The 19907-nt window shown below is 71.4% G+C and carries 16 protein-coding genes; 14 read left to right on the forward strand and 2 right to left on the reverse strand.

From position 1 onward, the window contains the following. Window positions 1–43 precede the first annotated feature (43 nt). The 5 genes from ACZ6ZQ_RS00415 to ACZ6ZQ_RS00435 are packed head-to-tail and all read left to right on the forward strand — an operon-like array spanning window position 44 to window position 6159. On the forward strand, window positions 44–886 hold the full coding sequence (locus ACZ6ZQ_RS00415) for a nitrilase-related carbon-nitrogen hydrolase (RefSeq protein ID WP_469766313.1): 843 nt from the start codon (window positions 44–46) through the stop codon (window positions 884–886). Beyond that, window positions 883–2163 (forward strand): aspartate aminotransferase family protein, encoded by a 1281-nt coding sequence (locus ACZ6ZQ_RS00420; protein WP_469766314.1) that lies wholly within the window; start codon window positions 883–885, stop codon window positions 2161–2163. The genes ACZ6ZQ_RS00415 and ACZ6ZQ_RS00420 overlap by 4 nt, the downstream gene beginning before the upstream one ends. An 18-nt stretch (window positions 2164–2181) precedes the next feature. After that, window positions 2182–3585 (forward strand): dihydropyrimidinase, encoded by a 1404-nt coding sequence (hydA, locus tag ACZ6ZQ_RS00425; RefSeq protein WP_469766315.1) that lies wholly within the window; start codon window positions 2182–2184, stop codon window positions 3583–3585. A 10-nt stretch (window positions 3586–3595) separates the two neighbouring features. Further along, window positions 3596–4597: a TIGR03842 family LLM class F420-dependent oxidoreductase gene (locus ACZ6ZQ_RS00430; protein WP_469766316.1), complete on the forward strand. Its 1002-nt coding sequence runs from the start codon at window positions 3596–3598 to the stop codon at window positions 4595–4597. A gap of 32 nt (window positions 4598–4629) precedes the next feature. Then, a complete protein-coding gene (locus ACZ6ZQ_RS00435; protein ID WP_469766317.1) occupies window positions 4630–6159 on the forward strand; it encodes an NCS1 family nucleobase:cation symporter-1 in 1530 nt (509 codons plus the stop codon). A gap of 332 nt (window positions 6160–6491) precedes the next feature. Here the strand turns inward: ACZ6ZQ_RS00435 and ACZ6ZQ_RS00440 are convergent, their stop codons facing one another. Next, on the reverse strand, window positions 6492–7286 hold the full coding sequence (locus ACZ6ZQ_RS00440) for an SDR family NAD(P)-dependent oxidoreductase (RefSeq protein ID WP_469766318.1): 795 nt from the start codon (window positions 7284–7286) through the stop codon (window positions 6492–6494). A 56-nt stretch (window positions 7287–7342) separates the two neighbouring features. On the opposite strand from ACZ6ZQ_RS00440, the gene ACZ6ZQ_RS00445 reads away from it, so the two are divergent. From ACZ6ZQ_RS00445 to ACZ6ZQ_RS00460, 4 genes are all read left to right on the forward strand, one after another. Then, window positions 7343–8770 (forward strand): amidase, encoded by a 1428-nt coding sequence (locus ACZ6ZQ_RS00445; protein WP_469766319.1) that lies wholly within the window; start codon window positions 7343–7345, stop codon window positions 8768–8770. Continuing rightward, on the forward strand, window positions 8767–9363 hold the full coding sequence (locus ACZ6ZQ_RS00450) for a TetR/AcrR family transcriptional regulator (RefSeq protein ID WP_469766320.1): 597 nt from the start codon (window positions 8767–8769) through the stop codon (window positions 9361–9363). Before ACZ6ZQ_RS00445 ends, ACZ6ZQ_RS00450 begins: the two co-directional genes overlap by 4 nt. A 263-nt stretch (window positions 9364–9626) precedes the next feature. Continuing rightward, complete coding sequence (locus ACZ6ZQ_RS00455) at window positions 9627–10925, forward strand: serine hydrolase domain-containing protein (protein WP_469766321.1); 1299 nt, start codon at window positions 9627–9629, stop codon at window positions 10923–10925. Between the two features lie 73 nt (window positions 10926–10998). Beyond that, window positions 10999–12633, forward strand: a complete 1635-nt coding sequence (locus tag ACZ6ZQ_RS00460) for an FAD-binding oxidoreductase (protein WP_469766322.1) — start codon at window positions 10999–11001, stop codon at window positions 12631–12633. A gap of 115 nt (window positions 12634–12748) precedes the next feature. On the opposite strand, the gene ACZ6ZQ_RS00465 is transcribed toward ACZ6ZQ_RS00460, so the two are convergent. Next, a complete protein-coding gene (locus ACZ6ZQ_RS00465; RefSeq protein WP_469766323.1) occupies window positions 12749–13801 on the reverse strand; it encodes a lipoate--protein ligase family protein in 1053 nt (350 codons plus the stop codon). A 312-nt stretch (window positions 13802–14113) separates the two neighbouring features. Between ACZ6ZQ_RS00465 and ACZ6ZQ_RS00470 the strand changes: the two genes are divergently transcribed. The 5 genes from ACZ6ZQ_RS00470 to ACZ6ZQ_RS00490 all read left to right on the forward strand — a co-directional run bounded on the left by ACZ6ZQ_RS00470 (window position 14114) and on the right by ACZ6ZQ_RS00490 (window position 19878). Further along, window positions 14114–15907, forward strand: a complete 1794-nt coding sequence (locus ACZ6ZQ_RS00470; RefSeq protein WP_469766324.1) for a gamma-glutamyltransferase family protein — start codon at window positions 14114–14116, stop codon at window positions 15905–15907. A 107-nt stretch (window positions 15908–16014) separates the two neighbouring features. Beyond that, window positions 16015–16872 carry an inositol monophosphatase family protein gene (locus tag ACZ6ZQ_RS00475; protein ID WP_469766325.1) on the forward strand — a complete coding sequence of 286 codons (858 nt, stop codon included), beginning with the start codon at window positions 16015–16017 and terminating at the stop codon, window positions 16870–16872. 218 nt (window positions 16873–17090) lie between these two features. After that, window positions 17091–17831 (forward strand): Type 1 glutamine amidotransferase-like domain-containing protein, encoded by a 741-nt coding sequence (locus ACZ6ZQ_RS00480; RefSeq protein ID WP_469766326.1) that lies wholly within the window; start codon window positions 17091–17093, stop codon window positions 17829–17831. A gap of 91 nt (window positions 17832–17922) precedes the next feature. Then, complete coding sequence (locus ACZ6ZQ_RS00485) at window positions 17923–19341, forward strand: phytoene desaturase family protein (protein ID WP_469766327.1); 1419 nt, start codon at window positions 17923–17925, stop codon at window positions 19339–19341. A gap of 18 nt (window positions 19342–19359) precedes the next feature. Continuing rightward, the gene (locus ACZ6ZQ_RS00490; RefSeq protein ID WP_469766328.1) at window positions 19360–19878 is read left to right on the forward strand and encodes an O-acetyl-ADP-ribose deacetylase; all 519 of its coding nucleotides are present in this window, start codon (window positions 19360–19362) and stop codon (window positions 19876–19878) included. Window positions 19879–19907 lie beyond the last annotated feature (29 nt).

Here is a 19907-nt window from a genome sequence, read left to right on the forward strand (position 1 = left end):
TACGTGCGTAGAGGCTCTGACGTCTTTGTCGAAGGAGCAGCTCATGACCAATGTCGTACGCGCCGCACTGGTCCAGGCGACCTGGACCGGCGACACCGAATCCATGATTGCCAAACACGAGGAGCACGCCCGCGAAGCGGCTCGGCAGGGCGCCAAGGTCATCGGATTCCAGGAGGTCTTCAACGCGCCGTACTTCTGCCAGGTGCAGGAGCCGGAGCACTACCGCTGGGCCGAGCCCGTCCCGGACGGCCCCACGGTCCTGCGGATGCAGGACCTCGCCCGGGAGACCGGCATGGTGATCGTCGTCCCCGTCTTCGAGATCGAGGGCACGGGCTTCTACTACAACACCGCCGCGGTGATCGACGCCGACGGCACCTACCTCGGCAAGTACCGCAAGCACCACATCCCGCAGGTCAAGGGATTCTGGGAGAAGTACTACTTCAAGCCCGGCAACGCCGGCTGGCCCGTCTTCGACACCGCCGTCGGCAAGGTCGGCGTCTACATCTGCTACGACCGGCACTTCCCCGAGGGCTGGCGCCAGCTCGGCCTCAACGGCGCCCAGTTGGTGTACAACCCGTCGGCCACCTCACGCGGTCTCTCCTCCTACCTCTGGCAGCTGGAGCAGCCCGCCGCCGCCGTCGCCAACGAGTACTTCATCGCCGCCATCAACCGCGTCGGCCAGGAGGAGTACGGCGACAACGACTTCTACGGCACGAGCTACTTCGTCGACCCGCGCGGCCAGTTCGTCGGCGACGTCGCCAGCGACAAACAGGAAGAACTGATCGTCAGGGACCTGGACTTCGGCCTCATCGAGCAGGTCCGCCAGCAGTGGGCGTTCTACCGCGACCGCAGGCCCGACGCCTACGAGGGGCTGGTGCGGCCATGAGCGATCTCTACGCCCGGCACCGGGCCGTCATCCCCGACTGGGTCGCCCTCTACTACCGGCAGCCCATCGAGATCAGCCACGGCGAGGGCCGGTACGTCTGGGACACGGCCGGCAACCGCTACCTCGACTTCTTCGGCGGCATCCTCACCACCATGACCGCCCACGCCCTCCCCGAGGTCACCAAGGCGGTGAGCGAGCAGGCCGGGCGGATCATCCACTCCTCGACCCTGTACCTCAACCGTCCCATGGTCGAACTCGCGGAGCGCATCGCCGCCCTCTCCGGCATCCCCGACGCCCGCGTCTTCTTCACCACCTCCGGCACCGAGGCCAATGACACGGCCCTGCTGCTCGCCACCGCGTACCGCAGGTCCGGCCAGATCCTCGCGATGCGCAACAGCTACCACGGCCGCTCCTTCTCGGCCGTCTCCATCACCGGCAACCGCTCCTGGTCGCCCACCGGTCTCTCCCCGGTGCAGACGCTGTACGTGCACGGCGGCGTCCGCACCCGGGGACCGTACGCCCGGCTGTCGGACGCGCAGTTCATCGAGGCCTGCGTCGCCGACCTGGAGGATCTGCTCGGCCACACGCACGACGTCGCCGCGCTGATCGCCGAGCCCGTCCAGGGCGTCGGCGGCTTCACCTCCCCGCCCGACGGGCTGTACGCCGCGTTCCGCGAGGTCCTGGACCGGCACGGCATCCTGTGGATCTCCGACGAGGTGCAGACCGGCTGGGGCAGGAGCGGCGACCACTTCTGGGGCTGGCAGGCCCACGCCGAGAACGGCCCGCCGGACCTTCTCACCTTCGCCAAGGGCATCGCGAACGGCATGTCCGTCGGCGGCGTCGTCGGCCGCGCCGAGGTGATGAACTGCCTCGACGCCAACTCGATCTCCACCTTCGGCGGCTCGCCCGTCACCATGGCCGCCGGTCTGGCGAACCTCTCGTACCTGCTGGAACACGATCTGCAGGGCAACGCGCGACGCGTCGGCGGACTGCTCATCGAGCGGCTGCGCGCCATCGCCGCCGCCGTGCCCGCCGTCCGTGAAGTGCGCGGCCGCGGACTGATGATCGGCATCGAACTGGTCAGGCCCGGCACGGACGAGGCGTCACCGGAAGCCGCCGCGGCCGTCCTCGAAGCGGCCCGCGAGGGCGGACTGCTCATCGGCAAGGGCGGCGCACACGACACCAGCGTGCTGCGGATCGCACCACCGCTGTCGCTCACCGTCGCCGAGGCCGAGGAAGGCGCCGCGATCCTCGAACGGGCCCTGCGCGGCCTCTAGTTCACGCGAGGGGAAACTATGACCAACCGCACCCTGATCCGCGGCGGACTCGTCATCACCGCCGCCGACGAGACGCACGCCGACGTACTGATCGAGGACGGCAGGATCGCCGCCCTGGCCGCGCACGGCTCCACCGTGGCCGGGAGCTGGACCGCCGACCGCACCATCGACGCCACCGGAAAGTACGTCATCCCGGGCGGAGTCGACGCGCACACCCACATGGAGCTGCCGTTCGGCGGGACCTTCGCCTCCGACACCTTCGAGACCGGAACCCGCGCCGCCGCCTGGGGCGGCACCACCACCATCGTGGACTTCGCCGTCCAGTCGATGGGCCACGCACTGCGCGAAGGGCTGGACGCCTGGTACGCGAAGGCCGACGGCAACTGCGCCGTCGACTACGCCTTCCACATGATCCTCTCCGACGTCAACGAGTCGACGCTCAAGGAGATGGACCTCCTCGTCGAGGAGGGCGTCACCTCCTTCAAGCTCTTCATGGCCTACCCCGGCGTCTTCTACAGCGACGACGGACAGATCCTGCGAGCCATGCAGCGCGGCGCCTCCAACGGCGGGCTCATCATGATGCACGCCGAGAACGGCATCGCGATCGACGTCCTCGTCGAACAGGCCCTGGCGCGCGGCGAGACCGCCCCCCGCTACCACGGCGAGGTCCGCAAGGTGCTGCTGGAGGCCGAGGCCACGCACCGCGCGATCCAGCTCGCCCGGGTCGCCGGAGCGCCCCTGTACGTCGTCCATGTCTCCGCCGACGAGGCGGTCGCCGAGCTCGTCGCCGCCCGTGACAAGGGACTTCCCGTCTTCGGCGAGACCTGCCCGCAGTATCTGTTCCTCTCCACCGACAACCTCGCCGAGCCCGGCTTCGAGGGCGCGAAGTACGTCTGCAGCACCCCGCTGCGGCCGAAGGAGCACCAGGCCGCACTGTGGCGGGGGCTGCGCACCAACGATCTCCAGGTCGTCTCCACCGACCACTGCCCGTTCTGCTTCACGGGTCAGAAGGACCTCGGCCGCGGCGACTTCTCCAAGATCCCCAACGGGCTGCCGGGCGTGGAGAACCGGATGGACCTGCTGCACCAGGCGGTCCTCGACGGACACCTCACCCGGCGCCGGTGGATCGAGATCGCCTGCGCAACGCCCGCCCGGATGTTCGGCCTCTACCCGAAGAAGGGCACCATCGCGCCGGGGGCCGACGCCGACGTCGTCGTATACGACCCGCACGCCGAGCAGACCCTGTCGGCCGAGACCCACCACATGAACGTGGACTACTCGGCCTACGAGGGCAAACGGATCACCGGACAGGTCGAGACCGTTCTCTCGCGCGGCGAAGTCGTCATCGACCAGCGGGAGTTCACCGGCCGGGTCGGCCACGGCGTGTACACCCCCCGCTCCACCTGTCAATACCTGAACTAGGAGGCCCCCGGTGGACTTCGGACTCGTGCTGCAGACCGATCCGCCCGCCTCGGCGGTCGTCGGCCTGATGCGGCGTGCGGAACGCAACGGCTTCCGCTACGGCTGGACCTTCGACTCTGCGGTGCTCTGGCAGGAGCCGTTCGTCATCTACAGCCAGATCCTGGAACACACGCAGAAGATGCACGTCGGCCCCATGGTCACCAACCCCGGGACCCGGACGTGGGAGGTCACCGCCTCCACCTTCGCCACCCTCAACGACATGTACGGCAACCGCACCGTCTGCGGCATCGGGCGAGGCGACTCCGCGATGCGGGTCGCGGGCCGCAAACCCAACACCCTGGCGCGCCTCGGTGAGGCGATCGGCGTCATCCGCGACCTCGCCGAAGGCCGGCAGGCCGTCGTCGACGGACAGCCGCTGCGGATCCCCTGGGTCCGGAACGGGAAACTGCCCGTGTGGATGGCGGCGTACGGACCGAAGGCGCTCGCGCTCGCCGGACAGCAGGCCGACGGCTTCATCCTGCAGCTCGCCGACCTCTACCTCACCGAATGGATGGTGAAGGCGGTACGAGCCGCGGCCGCCGACGCAGGACGCGACCCGGACGCGATCACGATCTGCGTCGCCGCGCCCGCCTACGTCGGCGACGACCTGGCGCACGCGCGCGACCAGTGCCGCTGGTTCGGCGGGATGGTCGGCAACCATGTCGCCGATCTGGTCTCCCGCTACGGCGAGCACTCGGACATGGTGCCGGAGGCGCTGACCGCGTACATCAAGGAGCGGCACGGCTACGACTACAGCCACCACGGCCGGGCCGGTAATCCGTCCACGGACTTCGTGCCCGACGAGATCGTGGACAGGTTCTGCCTGCTCGGCCCGGCGTCCGCGCACATCGAGAAGCTGACGGCGCTGCGTGAACTGGGCGTGGACCAGTTCGCCGTCTACAACATGCACGACGCGAAGGAAGCGACGATCGACGCGTACGGCGCCGAGATCATCCCTGCCTTCAACCGCTGAAGGGCACCCGCCACTGCTGAAGGGCCAAGGCCATGACCGCGACCGTCCCCCCGGCCCCGTCCGACTCCGATCAGATAATCGACGCACAGGGCCGGGTGGAGCTCGCGCCCGGCGCGGTCCCCGACGAAGGCCGCTTCGTCAACGGTGATCTGCTGCCCGTACCGGTCGTCCGCCGCCACTGGACGACGTACAACTTCGCCGCGCTGTGGGTCGGCATGGCCCACAACATCCCGTCCTGGCTGCTCGCCTCCGGGCTCGTCGCGCTCGGCATGGACTGGAAACAGGCCGTCTTCACGATCGCGCTGGCCAATGTGATCGTGCTGTTCCCGATGCTGCTCACCGGGCATGCCGGACCCAAGTACGGCATTCCCTTCCCGGTGCTCGCGCGCTCCTCGTTCGGGCTGCGCGGCGCCAACCTCCCGGCACTCATCAGGGCCGCGGTGGCCTGCGCCTGGTTCGGCATCCAGACCTGGATCGGCGGCCAGGGCATCTTCGTTCTGCTCGGCACGATCTTCGGCGGCTGGACGCAGGCCGCCGAGATCGCCGGCCAGCCCTGGACCCTGTGGCTCTGCTTCATCGTCTTCTGGGCGATCGAACTGGCCATCATCTACCGGGGCATGGAGACCCTGCGCCGGTTCGAGAACTGGGCGGCGCCGTTCGTCATCGTCGGCGCGCTGGTGCTGCTGGTGTGGATCGCGATCAAGGCGGGTGGCTTCGGCCCGCTGCTGGACCAGCCCTCCAAGCTCGGCTGGGGCGAGGACTTCTGGCCCGTCTTCTTCCCCTCCCTCATGGGAATGATCGCCTTCTGGTCCACGCTGTCCCTGAACATCCCGGACTTCACCCGCTTCGGCTCCGGACAGCGCGCCCAGGTCTGGGGCCAGACGCTGGGGCTGCCGACGACGATGACGCTGTTCGCGCTGCTGTCCGTGTTCGTCACCTCCGGCTCCCAGGCCGTGTACGGCGCGCCGGTCTGGGACCCGGTCCAGCTCGCCGCCAAGGCCGACAACGTCTTCGGGCTGCTGTTCGCCCTGGTGACGGTGCTGATCGCGACGATCTCGGTGAACATCGCGGCGAACGTCGTGTCACCCGCGTACGACCTGGCGAACCTCGCGCCGCGCTTCATCAACTTCCGCACCGGTGCACTGATCACGGGAGTCGTCGGCGTCCTCATCATGCCGTGGAAGCTGACCGAGACCCCGGAGCTGTACATCTTCACCTGGCTCGGACTGGTCGGCGGGCTGCTCGGCACGGTCGCGGGCATCCTCATCGCCGACTACTGGATCATCCGCCGCACCCGCCTCGCCCTGGCGGATCTCTACCGGCCGCACGGACGCTACTGGTACGCCGCAGGCTGGAACTGGCGAGCCGTCTGCTCGTTCGCGGTGGGCGGCGTACTGGCGATCGGCGGCTCGCACTCCGCGCCCGGCAAGGGACCCTTCCCCGAGGAAGGACTGATCCCCGTCCTGAAGCCCCTCGCGAACTACGGCTGGGCGGTGGGGCTCGCGGCCGCGATGCTCCTGTACACCCTGCTGATGCTGCCTCACCGGGCCCGGCACCGCTGAGCAACCGGCTCAAGGGCCCGGACCAGCCGCTCCCGCAGCCGGTCCGGGTCGCCGGGGCAGGACGCGCGATCGACGCGCCAGCCCCGTACCGTGACGAGCCCGAAGTCCGCCGGGTGCTCGCCGAGCACCCGGCGCAGCAGGCGCGGGGTGAGCCGGGTCCGGGGACATTCGGCGAGCAGGACGGCGTCGCACAGATCCTTCCTCGGCCGGAGTCCGGGGCGGGTGCACGGTCAGATGCGTCTCGAAGTCCCCCGTGAATTCCCGTACTGCGAGCATGCGGCCGACCGTAGCCATGGCCACCGACACTCCCGCCCGCCCCGCGGACGAGGCCGTCAGCGGCTGTCGCGCTGCGCCTCCACGATCCGGCGGATGGTGCGGTCCGCTCCGCTCGCGCGCCGCTGTACGCGTTCGGAGAAGCCCGGGAACTGGCCGCCGATCGCGGTGAGGACCTTCATCTCGACCGGGGCGACATTCACTTCGGCCCGGTCCTGTTCGATGGAGCGGACGACACCGGCGACGACCTGGCGCGGCGAGACCGTACGCAGTCCGCCCGGTGCCTCGGCGCCGGTCGCCGCGAACATGCCCGCGTCGCGTACGAAGCCGGGCTGGATGAGGGAGACCCCGACACCGTGCTCGTGGAGGTCCTGACGCAGCGCGAGCGCGAAGCCCCGCAGACCGAACTTGGTGGCGTTGTAGAGGGCGGAGCTCTTGGTCGCCGTCTTGCCCGACATCGAGCCGACGAACGCCAGATGGCCCCGGCGAGCCTCGACCATCGCCGGGGCGAGGAGGCGGGCCAGCATCGCCGGAGCGCGGAGGTTGACCGCGAGGGCCCGGTCGATCTGGTCGGGGGTGTAGTCGAGAAGCTCGCCGCTGGACGGCAGGGCGGCGTTGGCGATGAGGATCTCGGTACCCGCCGCTTCGCGGGCGAGCCGTTCGACATCGTCGGGGTCAGCCAGATCGGCGACGATTCCGCGGGCGTCGAACGCCTTCACGAGAGGTTCGAGGGCGTCGGCGCGGCGGCCCGTGAGGATCAACCGCGCGCCGCGCGCAGCGAGTTCGGCGGCCAGGGCGGCGCCTATACCGCCGGTGACACCCGTGAGCAGAACGGTTGATCCGGTGATGCGCATCTGGTTACCCTCCAGTTCTGTTCGTTCGAACGAACGATAGGGAGCCGAAGGTGGCCATGTCCACAGCAGATTTCTCAGGACTTGCCGAACAAGCACGGAAGTTGGCCGAGGGCCAGGTCACAGCGGTGGAGCTGGTGCAGGCCTCGCTCGAACGCATCGAGGCGAGCCGGCCCACCCTCAACGCCTTCCGGCACGTACGGGCGCAGGAGGCGCTCGCCGAGGCCGAGAACGCCGACCGGCGGCTCGCGGCGGGGGAGCGGCTGCCCCTGCTCGGCGTCCCGCTCGCCGTCAAGGACGACACCGATGTGGCAGGGCTGCCGACCTTGTTCGGCTGCCGCGGCGAGATCGCGCCGGCGACCGCCGACGGCGAAGCCGTAAGACGACTGCGGGCGGCCGGTGCCGTCATCGTCGGCAAGACCAACTCCTGCGAGCTGGGCCAGTGGCCGTTCACCGAGGGCCCCGCCTTCGGCGCCACCCGCAACCCGTGGTCCACGGACCACACCCCGGGCGGATCCTCCGGCGGTTCCGCGGCCGCCGTCGCCGCCGGACTCGTCCCCGCCGCCCTCGGCTCGGACGGGGCGGGCTCCATCCGGATCCCCGCCGCCTGGACCCATCTCGTCGGTATCAAGCCGCAGCGCGGCAGGGTCTCGCTCTTTCCGCACACCGACGCCTTCCAGGGCCTCGCCGTCAACGGCCCGCTGGCGCGCACCGTCGCCGACGCGGCGCTGCTGCTCGACGTCGTCCAGGGCGCCCACCCGGAGGATCTGCACCGGCCGGAGGCCATCGACGCCTCGGCCGCCGCCCGCCGCGACCCGGGCCGGCTGCGGATCGCCCTCGCCTGGCGTCCCCCGCTCACTCTCACCCGTGCCAAGCCCCACCCCGAGGTCCGCCGCGCCGTGACCGAGCTCGCCGAGGCCCTCGCCCGACTCGGCCATCATGTCGAAGAGGCCCGCCCCCGCTACGGGCTGATCGGCATCGGCTTCGTCCCCCGCGGCACGGCGGGCGTCGCCGAAATCGCCGCCCTGCACCCCGAACCGGACCTGCTCGACCCGCGCACCCGCACCGCCCTGCGCAACGGCAAGCTGCTCGGCGGCCGGATCGTGCGCGCCGCCCGCGCCCGCGAGGTCCGCCAGCACCGCCGCATCGGCGCCCTGTTCGACACGTACGACGTCATCCTCACCCCGACCACCGCGGCGCCCCCGCCGCGGATCGGCACCTTCGACGGGCTCAGCACCTGGCGCACCAACGCGACGATGGCCGCGGCCTGTCCCTACGCCTGGCCGTGGAACGTCCTCGGCTGGCCCGGGGTGAACGTCCCCGCCGGATTCACCACCGAAGGTCTGCCCGTCGGCGCCCAGCTGCTCGGTCCCGCGGGCGGGGAGGAGCGGCTCATCTCGCTGGCCGCCCAGCTGGAGGACGAGCGCCGCTGGTACGAGCGCCACCCCGACCCCTTGATCAGCTGGAGTGCGCCGGTGGAACAATGACGCGCATGTCCAGCGAGCCCGCCGCGCCAGCCGTCCCGTCCATACCTTCGACGCGCCGGCGCATCATCGGTGCCGTCCTGCGCATCATCGGCCAGGACGGCATCGCCGCGGTCACCAACCGGCGGATCGCCAAGGAGGCCGGCGTGTCGCTCGGTTCGGTCACGTACCACTTCACCAGCCAGCACGAGCTGCTGCGTGAGTCGCTGCTGCACTTCGTCCGCGAGGAGACCCGGCGCCTCACCGAACTCGCCGACGCCGGCGAGGCCGACGGTGTCGATCTCGACGGCGCGGCGGCCCTGGCCGGACAGGTCGCGGACGGCACCGTCTTCGACAGCGAGCACATCGCGCCGTTCGAGCTGTACATCCAGGCGGGCCGCGACGAGCGGCTGCGCGAAGCCGCCGCCGAGTGCTTCACCGCCTACGACCGCCTCGCCGCCCAGATCCTCACGGCTCTCGGCGTTCCCGATGCCGAACGCCTCGCTGCGACCACCGTCGCCCTGGTCACCGGCCTCCAGCTGCGCCGCCTGGCCACCGGCTCCCCGGCGGAGGACCTCGCGGACGCGCTGCTCCTCCTGGTGCGGGTCGCGGGCTGATCACGGGACCGGGCGGGGTGAACGACGCAACGCCGGCCGTCGGCCGCCCCGAACCATGGCCTTCGTCAGGTGGTCCACGTAAGGCCGGCGGAGGCGTGCGTCTCGTTCCGGCCACGCTGCCGAACGGGTCAGTGCCGGGCCGGGTCTCACCGTCGGACGCATGACCGCGACGTACGTTGTGCTTGGCACGCGTCTTCTCTCGGCGCCCTTCCGGGTGCTTGCGCGCCGTCGCACCGACCTCACGGCCGAAAGAGACACCTGGGATGGCACCTGAGACGGCACCTGGGACGGCACCTGGGACGGTATTCGGGATCTTCTGCACGCATGTGCGGCGCCTGTTCGCGGCCAAGGCCCACGGCCGGATCGCGGCGGCCGCTCTCGCTGCTGCGGGGCTGCTGGCCGTCACGGCGTGCGCCGGCACGTCCACGACGGCCCCGCCGGCCGCGGCGGCTCCGACGCCCTCTCCCGGCGCTTCGGTCCGCGCACTGACTCCCGCCGTGTCGGCACAACTCGACAAAGCCGTCACCCGGACGATGCGCCAGGCGGGTGTGCCCGGCGTCATCGTGGGCCTGTGGATCAAGGGAAAGGGCAGCTACGTCCGTGCGTTCGGCGTCGCGGACAAGAGCAGCGGCGCCGCCATGTCGGACGGGCTGCGCATGCGGATCGGCAGCGAGACGAAGACGTTCACCGTGACCGCCCTCCTGCGGTTGGTGGACGAGGGGAAGGTCGGTCTCGACGACCCGGTGTCGAAGTACGTGCAGGACGTCCCGGACGGCGACCGGATCACCCTGCGCCAACTGGCCGAGATGCGCAGTGGGCTGTTCTCCTACAGCGAGGACCCCGATTTCGACAAGGCCTTCCTCTCCGACCCCGACCGGCCGTTCACGCCACGGCAATTGCTCGACTACGCCTTCAGACATCCGCCGAATGCCGAGCCGGGGAAGAAGTTCGAGTACTCCAACACGAACCTGATCCTGCTCGGCCTGGTCGTGGAGAAGGCGAGCGGCCGGCCCCTTGCCGACTACATCAAGCAGCAGGTGCTGGAACCGAGTCACCTGGACCACACGCTCTTCCCCACCGGGGCCGAGTTCCCGGATCCGCACGCACACGGCTACACCAACCAGACGCTGAACGGCGAGGTCGCGGATGCGACGGACTGGAACCCGTCATGGGGCTGGGCCGCCGGAGCGATGATCTCGGACCTGGCCGACCTCCGCGCGTGGGCGCGCATCGTCGCGACGGGCACCCTGCTCGAGCCCGCCACGCAGGCACAGCGACTGCGGATGCTGCCCACCGGCTATCCCGGAACCGGTTACGGCCTCGGCATCTTCACCAACCACGGCTGGATCGGGCACAACGGTTCTCTGCCCGGCTACCAGTCCGTGACGGTCTACCTGCCGTCGGCGAACGCGACTCTGGTCGTGCTCAGCAACACGGACATCCCGTACCAGGGCAACGAGAACAGCACGCTCTTCGCCAAGGCCATCACCACCGTCGTGACCCCCGGCAACATCTACGACCTGCCGCCCACACCGCCCACCTCGGCGTCCCCCTCGCGCTGACGGGAACCCCCGCTCACGAGAGAAGCACCGTCGACGGGAACCGCCACCGTCTCCTCGTCATCCTCCCGACCGGATGTCGACGGAAGGCGAGGACAGGGCGATGGGCGAGACGGCGCGGCGGGGCAGCGGGGCGGAAACGGGCGCGGGGGCCGCGGGGACCGGCAGGTTCACCCGTCGCGGCCTGCTGGGTGCGGGAGTTGCCGCCGGTGCGGGCGTGGCAGCGGGCGCCTGGGCGGCGACCGCCTCCGCCGGCCAGACGGCCCGGGCGCCCCGTCCGCCTCGCGCCGGTGACTGGGCGGCGCTGGCCCGCGGGCTGGACGGAACGCTCGTACGGCCCGGCGACCGCGACTACGACACCGCACGCAAGCTGTTCAACCCCCGCTTCGACGGGGTGCGGCCGACCGGGATCGCGTACTGCGCACGGCCCGAGGACGTCCGCAGCTGCCTGGAGTTCGCCCGCCGCCACCAGGTACCTGTCGCGGTGCGCAGCGGCGGCCACTCGTACGCCGGCTGGTCGTCCGGGCCCGGCCTGGTCGTCGACGTACAGAAGATGGCGTCCGTCTCGCTCTCGGGGGGCACCGCGACGGTCGGCGCCGGCGCCAAACTGATCGACGTGTACGACCGGTTGACGTCTCGCGGGCGGACCGTACCCGCCGGGTCATGTCCCACCGTGGGCGTCTCCGGACTCGCCCTCGGCGGCGGCATCGGCGTCGTCAGCCGCGCCTACGGTCTGACGAGCGACAGCGTCACCGGCGCCCGCATCGTCACCGCCGACGGCCGAATACGCAACGTGGACGCCCAGCACGAGCCCGATCTGTTCTGGGCGCTGCGCGGCGGCGGCAACGCCCAGTTCGGTGTCGTCACCGAGCTGCGGCTGCGCACCCACGCGGCGCCGCAGTGCACGACGTTCTTCCTGAGCTGGCCCTGGTCCCGGGCCGAAGCCGTACTGCGCGAGTGGCAGCGCTGGGCTCCCACCGCGCCCGACGAGATCTGGGCGAATCTGCACCTGTCCGCCCCGGTCGGAGGACAGCCGGGATCGGTGCGGGTCGGCGGCCTGAGCCTTGGCCGCCGCGGGGACCTCGAGAACCGCCTCGACCGCCTCGCCGACGCCATCGGTGCGCCCGCACGATCGGTGTCCGTACGCACCCGGCCGTTCATGGACGCGATGAAGGTGATGGGCGGCGTCTCGGGCTTCACCATCGCCCAGGCCCACCAGCAGGGCAGTCTGCCCGGCCGTACGCCCCAGGGCCGGGTGGCGCGCGAATCGTACGCGGCACGCTCGGACTTCTACACCCGGCGCATCCCGGCCGACGGGGTGAAGGCCCTGCTCGCCCGGGTGCAGCGGCTCGCCGGGCTCCACGGAGGCGGCGCGGGCAGCATCGCGCTGGACGCACTGGGCGGCGCGGTGGGGCGGGTACGGGCGGCCGACACGGCGTTCGTCCACCGCGACGCGCTGTTCCTGGCCCAGTACATCGTCTCCTGGCCGGACAACGCCTCCGCGACCACCGTGGCCCGGCACCAGGCCTGGCTCGACGGTACGCACGGGGCGATGCGGCCCTGGGCGAGCGGCCAGGCGTACCAGAACTACACGGACCCCAAACTGCGGGACTGGCGCCGGGCGTACTACGGCGCGAACGCCGACCGTCTTGCCCGGGTGAAGACGTCGTACGACCCGGGGCGTCTGTTCCGCCACCCCCAGGCCTTCTGACGGAGAGAAACAGAACGAAGAGGACCGAAGAAGAGAACAGAGAAGAAGAGAACAGAGGGGAGGTGTGCACGGGCACCGGGACCGGGGCGCGGCGGGAGAATCCCACAGACCGGCCCTACGGCACCCGGGCGGTCCACTCCCGCGTCGCGAACTTCGCCGCCACGAGCTCCTGTGCCCGGGCCATCTCCTCGTCCGTCACCTTGCCCTCCGTCAGCCCGTACCGCCCGCGGAACGAGTCGATCATCCGCTCGATGACCGCCTCGCGCGGCAGTCCGGTCTGCCGGCGCAGCGGATCCACCCGCTTCTTCGCGCTCTCGGTGCCCTTGTCGGACAGTTTCTCGCGCCCGATGCGCAGCACATCGACCATCTTGTCGGCGTCGATGTCGTACGCCATCGTCACGTGGTGCAGCACCGCGCCGCCGTCCACCACCCGCTTCTGCGCCGCGCCCGCGATCTTGCCCGCCTCGGTGGCGATGTCGTTCAGCGGCTGGTACCAGGCCTTGATGCCCATGTCGCCGAGCGCGCCCAGCACCCAGTCGTCGAGATACGCGTAACTGTCCGCGAAGGAGAGGCCGGAGACGAGGGAGCCGGGCACGGACAGGGAGTACGTGATCGTGTTGCCCGGCTCGATGAACATCGCTCCGCCGCCGGAGGTCCGGCGCACGACCGTGATGCCGTGACGCTCCGCCGCGGCCGGGTCGACCTCGTTGCGCAGGGACTGGAAGCTGCCGATGACGACGGCCGGGGCGTCCCACTCCCACACGCGCAGCGTCGGCGGGCGCCGGCCGGCCGCGACCTCGGCGGTGAGGACCTCGTCGAGAGCCATGTGCAGGGCGGGCGGCTGCGGGCCGTCGTGGACGAGCTGCCAGGCGTAGTCGGTCCAGTCGGTGGCGTGCGCGAGGGCGCGGCGCACGGCGACGCCGATGCCCTCGGTGGTCAGCCCGTACATCTCGGTGCCGGGCGGCAGCGCCGCGTCGATGCGGACCGCGAGCCCGGCGGCGTCGGTGTCGGCCGGGGCGCCCTCCAGGGCGCGGTCGATGGCGGGGAGGGCCTCGTCGGGTTCGAGGAAGAAGTCCCCGGCCACCCGTACGTCGCGCAGTGCCCCGTCCCTCACATCGAGATCGACGACGACGAGCTTTCCGCCAGGGACCTTGTACTCACCGTGCACCGCGCTGCCTCCAACCCCTTCGTTCCGTCAGCAGAAGGCCGACGGAGAGAACGCCCACGGAGCGAGCGCCGAGGACGACAACGCCCACGGCAAGAACGCCGAGGACGACAACGTCATTCCCGGGACAGGAGCGGTCGCATGTTGGCGCGCCGGGATACCGGAGCTGCGTACGCTGCCGAGTACGGCCCGACAGGTCTCCTGCCATCTGGTGGGCGAGGACGGCACGGCCCCGACGCGACCGCCGCACCCGCATCCGCCCCCGCACACGGATCCCCGCACACGGATCCCCGCATACCGATGGAGCCACCGCGCATGTTCACCACCCGGCCGACTCTTCAGGGCACCTTCGGCATGGTGTCCTCCACCCACTGGCTGGCCTCGCAGTCCGCGATGGCCGTGCTGGAGGACGGCGGGAACGCCTTCGACGCCGCCGTCGCCGCGGGCTTCGTCCTGCATGTCGTCGAGCCGCACCTCAACGGGCCCGCCGGCGAGGTCCCGATCATCCTCGCTCCGGCGGGAGGCGAAGTGCGGGTGCTGTGCGGGCAGGGCCCCGCGCCGGCCGGCGCCACCATCGACCACTACCGCGCGCTCGGGCTCGGGCTCGTCCCCGGGACCGGGCCGCTGGCCGCCGCCGTGCCCGGCGCCTTCGACGCCTGGATGGTGCTGCTGCGCGACCACGGCACCAAGACGCTCGCCGAGGTGCTGAAGTACGCCATCGGGTACGCGGGGGATGGGCATGCGCCGGTCGAGCGGGTGGGGCAGACCGTGGAGACCGTACGCGCGCTCTTCGAGACGGAGTGGACGACCTCCGCCGAGGTGTATCTTCCGGGCGGCAGGGCCCCGAGGCCCGGCGAGCTGTTCCGTAACCCGGCGCTCGCCGCGACCTGGCGGCGCCTGATCGCGGAGGCCGGCGGTGGCGGGCGGACCGAACAGATCGAGCGGGCGCGGGCGGTCTGGCGCGACGGCTTCATCGCCGAGGCCCTCGTCCGCCGGTCCGATGTGCCCACGACGGACACCAGCGGAACGCGGCACACCGGGACGCTCACCCGGGCCGACCTGGCGGGCTGGTCGGCGACGTACGAGGCGCCGGTGACGTACGACTGGAACGGCTGGACGCTGTGCAAGACGGGCGGCTGGAGCCAGGGGCCGGCCTTTCTGCAGCAGCTGGCGCTGCTGCCGCCCCAGCTGCCGGAGTACGGCTCCGCCGAGTACGTCCATCTGCTCGTCGAGGGCTGCAAGCTCGCGATGGCGGACCGGGAGGCGTGGTACGGCGATGCCGTTGACGTCCCCCTGGAGGCGCTGCTGTCGGAGCCGTACAACGCGCAGCGGCGGGCGCTGATCGGGGAGATGGCCTCGTACGAGCTACGGCCGGGGAGCCCGGAGGGGCGGTCACCCGTGCTCAGCGCGCATGCTCTCGGCGTCGCGGCGGGGGAGAAGCCCGGCTTCGACGTGGTGATGATCGCGGGTGCGGGCGAGCCGACCGTCGCCGAGGACGGCGGCACACGGGGTGACACCTGTCATCTGGATGTCGTCGACCGCTGGGGCAACATGGTCGCGGCCACGCCCAGCGGCGGCTGGCTCCAGTCCAATCCGGTCGTGCCGGAACTGGGCTTTCCGCTCGGCACGCGGCTGCAGATGGCCTGGCTGGACCCGGGACTACCGAACTCGCTCACGCCGGGCCGCCGCCCCCGTACGACCCTGACGCCGTCGCTGGCTCTGCGGGACGGAGTGCCGGTGATGGCCTTCGGCACGCCGGGCGGCGACCAGCAGGACCAGTGGCAGCTGCACTTCTTCCTGGCCGTGGCACTGCGCGGTCCGGTGCGGGGCGGGCCGGACCTCCAGGGTGCGATCGACGCGCCGAACTGGCACAACGACAGCTTCCCGGGCTCCTTCCATCCGCGCGGGATGCGGCCCGGTGCCGTCACCGTCGAGTCGCGGACGGACCCGGAGGTGGTGGCGGAGCTGCGGCGGCGCGGTCATGACATCACCATCGGCGAGGCATGGTCGGAGGGGCGGCTGTGCGCGGTCGCACGGGACCCGGAAACCGGTGTCCTTCTCGCCGCGGCAAACCCCCGTGGCATGCAGGGTTACGCGGTCGGCCGCTGACCGTGCACCCTGTGTACACCTCCCGGTCACCGTGACTTCGCCGGGTGTCCATCGCCCGGTCGCCCGGTGGCAGCTGGGATGTCAGTGGGGCGTGCTTTGCTGGACGCATGACCGAAGAGTTTCTGTCCGGGACGACAGGGAACCCCTGGGATTCCGGAAACCTCGCCCTGGTCGAGGAGGCGGTCCGCAAGGCGGCCGCCTCCGAGATCATGCCGCGCTTCCGCCAGCTCGCCGCGCACGAGATCGTCGAGAAGAACGGTCCGCACGACCTGGTGACGGTGGCCGACCGCAGCGCCGAGGAGCACCTGACGGCGTCCCTCACCGCGCTGCTGCCGGGCTCGGTCGTGGTGGGCGAGGAAGCGGTCCACGCGGACCCGGCGGTGTACGACGCGCTGCGCGGCGACGCGCCCGTGTGGATCGTCGACCCGGTGGACGGCACGCGGCAGTTCGTGCACGGCGACCCCGGATTCTGCACGCTCGTCGCGCTGGCGCGGCACGGCGAGGTGCTTGCGTCCTGGACGTACGCCCCGGCGCTGGACGAGATGGCCGTCGCGGTGCGCGGCCACGGCGCGCGGGTGGACGGCACGCCGATACGATCGGGCTCACCGGAGCCCGGTGCGGTCCTCGAAGTGGCCACCTCCCACCCGGACTTCACCACTCCGGAACAGCAGGAAGCCCTCCTGGCGCTGCGCACCGACGGCGTTCACGCCCGCCCGTGCGGCTCCGCCGGCCTGGAGTACCTCGCGGTGGCCCGCGGCGAGCTCGACGCGGTCGCGTTCTCCTGGGAGAACGCGTGGGACCACGCGGCGGGCCTCCTCCTCGTCGCCGAAGCGGGCGGCGCGGACCTGACCCTCACCGGTGGGCCTTTCCGCATCACGGGCGGCAACGCGCTGCCGTTCACGGCGGCGCGTGACGCGGCGACGGCGGTGTTCCTCCACGGTCTCCTGGCAGCGGCGAGGGTGTAGACCCCGCGGGCAGGGGCGCGAGGCGGCCGGGAGGCGGCGGTACGGGCCCCGCGTCCCGGCCGTGCGTCCGAGCCCTGCATCCGGGCCCTGCATCCGGGCCCTGCATTCGAGCCCTGTGTCCCAGCCCTTCGTCCCGGCGCCGTGCTTCCGGGCCCCGGGGCACGCTCGCCCGCCGGGCGGCGGACGGTGGCGTTCCCGGACCGATAGGATCATGTTCCATGAGTGCCCCGGAGCCCACCATCGTCGCCACCTCCGGTGGCCACCGTGTCGGCGGCCGCACCATGGTGACGTTCCATTCACTGGTGCACCACGCGGTCGAGCTGTCAGGAGTCCACGGACGCCGGCCCCGGATCATGTACATCGGCACCGCCATCGGCGACGCGGAGCACTTCACCTCGCGCATGACCGAGGCCGCGCGCGTGGCCGGATTCGATCTGACGCCCCTTCATCTCTTCCCGATGCCCAACCTCGACGACATCGAGGGCACGGTTCTCGACCAGGACGTCGTGTGGGTCATGGGCGGCTCGGTGGCCAATCTGCTCGCGGTGTGGCGGGTCCACGGACTCGACGCCGTCCTGCGCAGAGCCTGGGAGGCCGGTGTCGTCCTCAGCGGGGTCAGCGCCGGATCGATCTGCTGGTTCCGCGGTGGCGCCACCGACTCCTTCGGGCCCGATCTGCGACCGCTCACCAACGCCCTGGGCTTCCTGCCGTACGGCAACGGCGTCCACTACGACACCGACGCGGGCCGCCGGCCGCTGGTGCACCGACTGGTCGCCGAGGGTACCCTGCCCGTCACGCACTGCACCGACGACGGAGTGGGCCTGGTCTACCGCGGCACCGAACTGGTCGAAGCAGTCACAGAAGTGCCGGGGAAGGGCGCCTATGTCGTCGTACGCGAGGGCGACGCGGCCGTCGAAGAGCGCATCGAACCCCGCAGACTGCCCGCACCACGGTCCTGATCTGCGCCGGGCGGGGCAGCCCCCGGCATCGTTGTCGGTGCCGCCCAATATGCTGGATTCCTTGGCCATCGGCTGACGAAGGAGTCCCAAGGTGCCGTCGATGCTCGATGCCGTCGTCGTGGGGGCGGGACCCAACGGGCTGACCGCCGCCGCCGAGTTGGCGCGCCGCGGCTTCTCCGTCGCCGTGTTCGAGGCCCTGGACACCGTGGGCGGCGGCGCCAGGACCGAGGAGCTGACGCTCCCCGGCTTCCGGCACGACCCCTGTTCCGCCGTGCACCCGCTGGGCGCGGGCTCACCCGCCTTCAAGGCCATGCCGCTCGCGCGGTACGGGCTGGAGTGGCTCCATCCGCCGCTCCCCATGGCGCACCCCTTCGACGACGGCACCGCCGCCGTGCTGTCCCGTTCCGTCGCCGAGACCGCCGCCTCGTTCGGGCCCCGGGACGCCGGCGTGTACCGCCGCCTCGTCGCCCCCTACCTCGGCAAGTGGGACACCCTCGCCCGTGACTTCATGTCCCTCCCGCTCACCGCGCTGCCCCGCGATCCCGTCACCCTCGCCCGCTTCGGGCTCGACGGGCTCCCGCCCTCCACCTGGCTGTTGCGCCGGTTCCGCGACGACCGGGCCCGCGCGCTGTTCGCCGGGCTCGTCGCCCATGTCATCGCCCCGCTCCACGGCATCGGCACCGGCGCGGTCGGGCTCGTCTTCGCACTCGCCGCGCATGCCGGGGGCTGGCCGCTGCCGCGGGGCGGCTCGCAGTCGATCTCCGACGCCCTCGCCGCCTACGTACGAGACCTCGGCGGCACGATCCACACCGGCTCCGAGATCAAGCGCCTGGACGATCTGCCTCCCGCCCGCGCGTATGTCTTCGACACCTCCCCGACGGCCCTGGCCAAGATCGCGGGCCTGGGTCGGGCGTACGACGGGTACCGCTACGGCGCGAGCGTCTTCAAGATCGACTACGCCCTGGACGGCCCCGTTCCCTGGACGGCCGCCGAGCCCCGGCGCGCCGGTACCGTCCAGATCGGCCCCAGCAGCCGCGAGATCGGTGCCGCGCTGCGCGAGGCGTCCGGCGGCACCGCGCCCGCCACGCCGTTCCTGATCACCGCCCAGCCCAGCCTCGTCGACCCCTCCCGGGCGCCCGAGGGCAAGCATGTCTTCTGGGCGTACGGGCACGTCCCGCACCGCTGGGAGGGCGACCTCACCGACGCGATCGAGCGCCAGATCGAGCGCTTCGCCCCCGGCTTCCGCGACCGCGTCCTCGCCCGCGCCACCGCCGGCCCGCCCGAGCTCGCCGCGCGCAACGCCAACTATGTGGGCGGCGACATCGCCTGCGGCGCGGCCGTCGGCCTCCAGCTGCTCCTTCGCCCCAAGCTGTCCCTGTTCCCGTACTCGACCCCGCACCCGGCGGTCTTCCTGTGCTCATCCGCGACTCCGCCGGGGCCGGGCGTGCACGGCATGTCGGGGCACAACGCGGCGAAGGCGGTGTGGCGGCATCTGCGGGGCGGGCGCTGACCGCGGGATGATGTCGGTATGACCAACCGTGCCTCCCTCACCCTCGTCCACGGCGACATCACCGAGCAGCACGCGGACGCCATCGTCAACGCCGCGAACTCCTCACTCCTCGGCGGCGGGGGTGTCGACGGAGCGATCCACCGGCGCGGCGGGCCGGAGATCCTCGACGAGTGCCGGAAACTCCGCGCCTCGCAGTACGGCAAGGGACTGCCGACCGGGCAGGCCGTCGCGACCACGGCCGGCAGGCTCCACGCGCAGTGGGTCATCCACACCGTCGGTCCCGTGTACAGCACGACCGACGACCGCTCCGCCCTGCTCGCGTCCTGCTACCGCGAGTCGCTGCGCGTCGCCGACGAGCTGGGCGCGCGGACGGTCGCGTTCCCGGCCATCTCCACCGGGGTCTACTCCTGGCCCATGGACGATGCCGCCCGCATCGCTGTCGGGACCGTGCGGGACGCGAAGACAGCGGTGGAAGAGGTGCGCTTCGTCCTCTTCGACGAGCGGGCGTACGCGGCGTTCGCCGCGCAGGTGCGCTGACGGCGGCACGGTCCGGAGCATCGACCCTG

It is taken from the genome of Streptomyces sp. NPDC053673 (assembly GCF_055585225.1).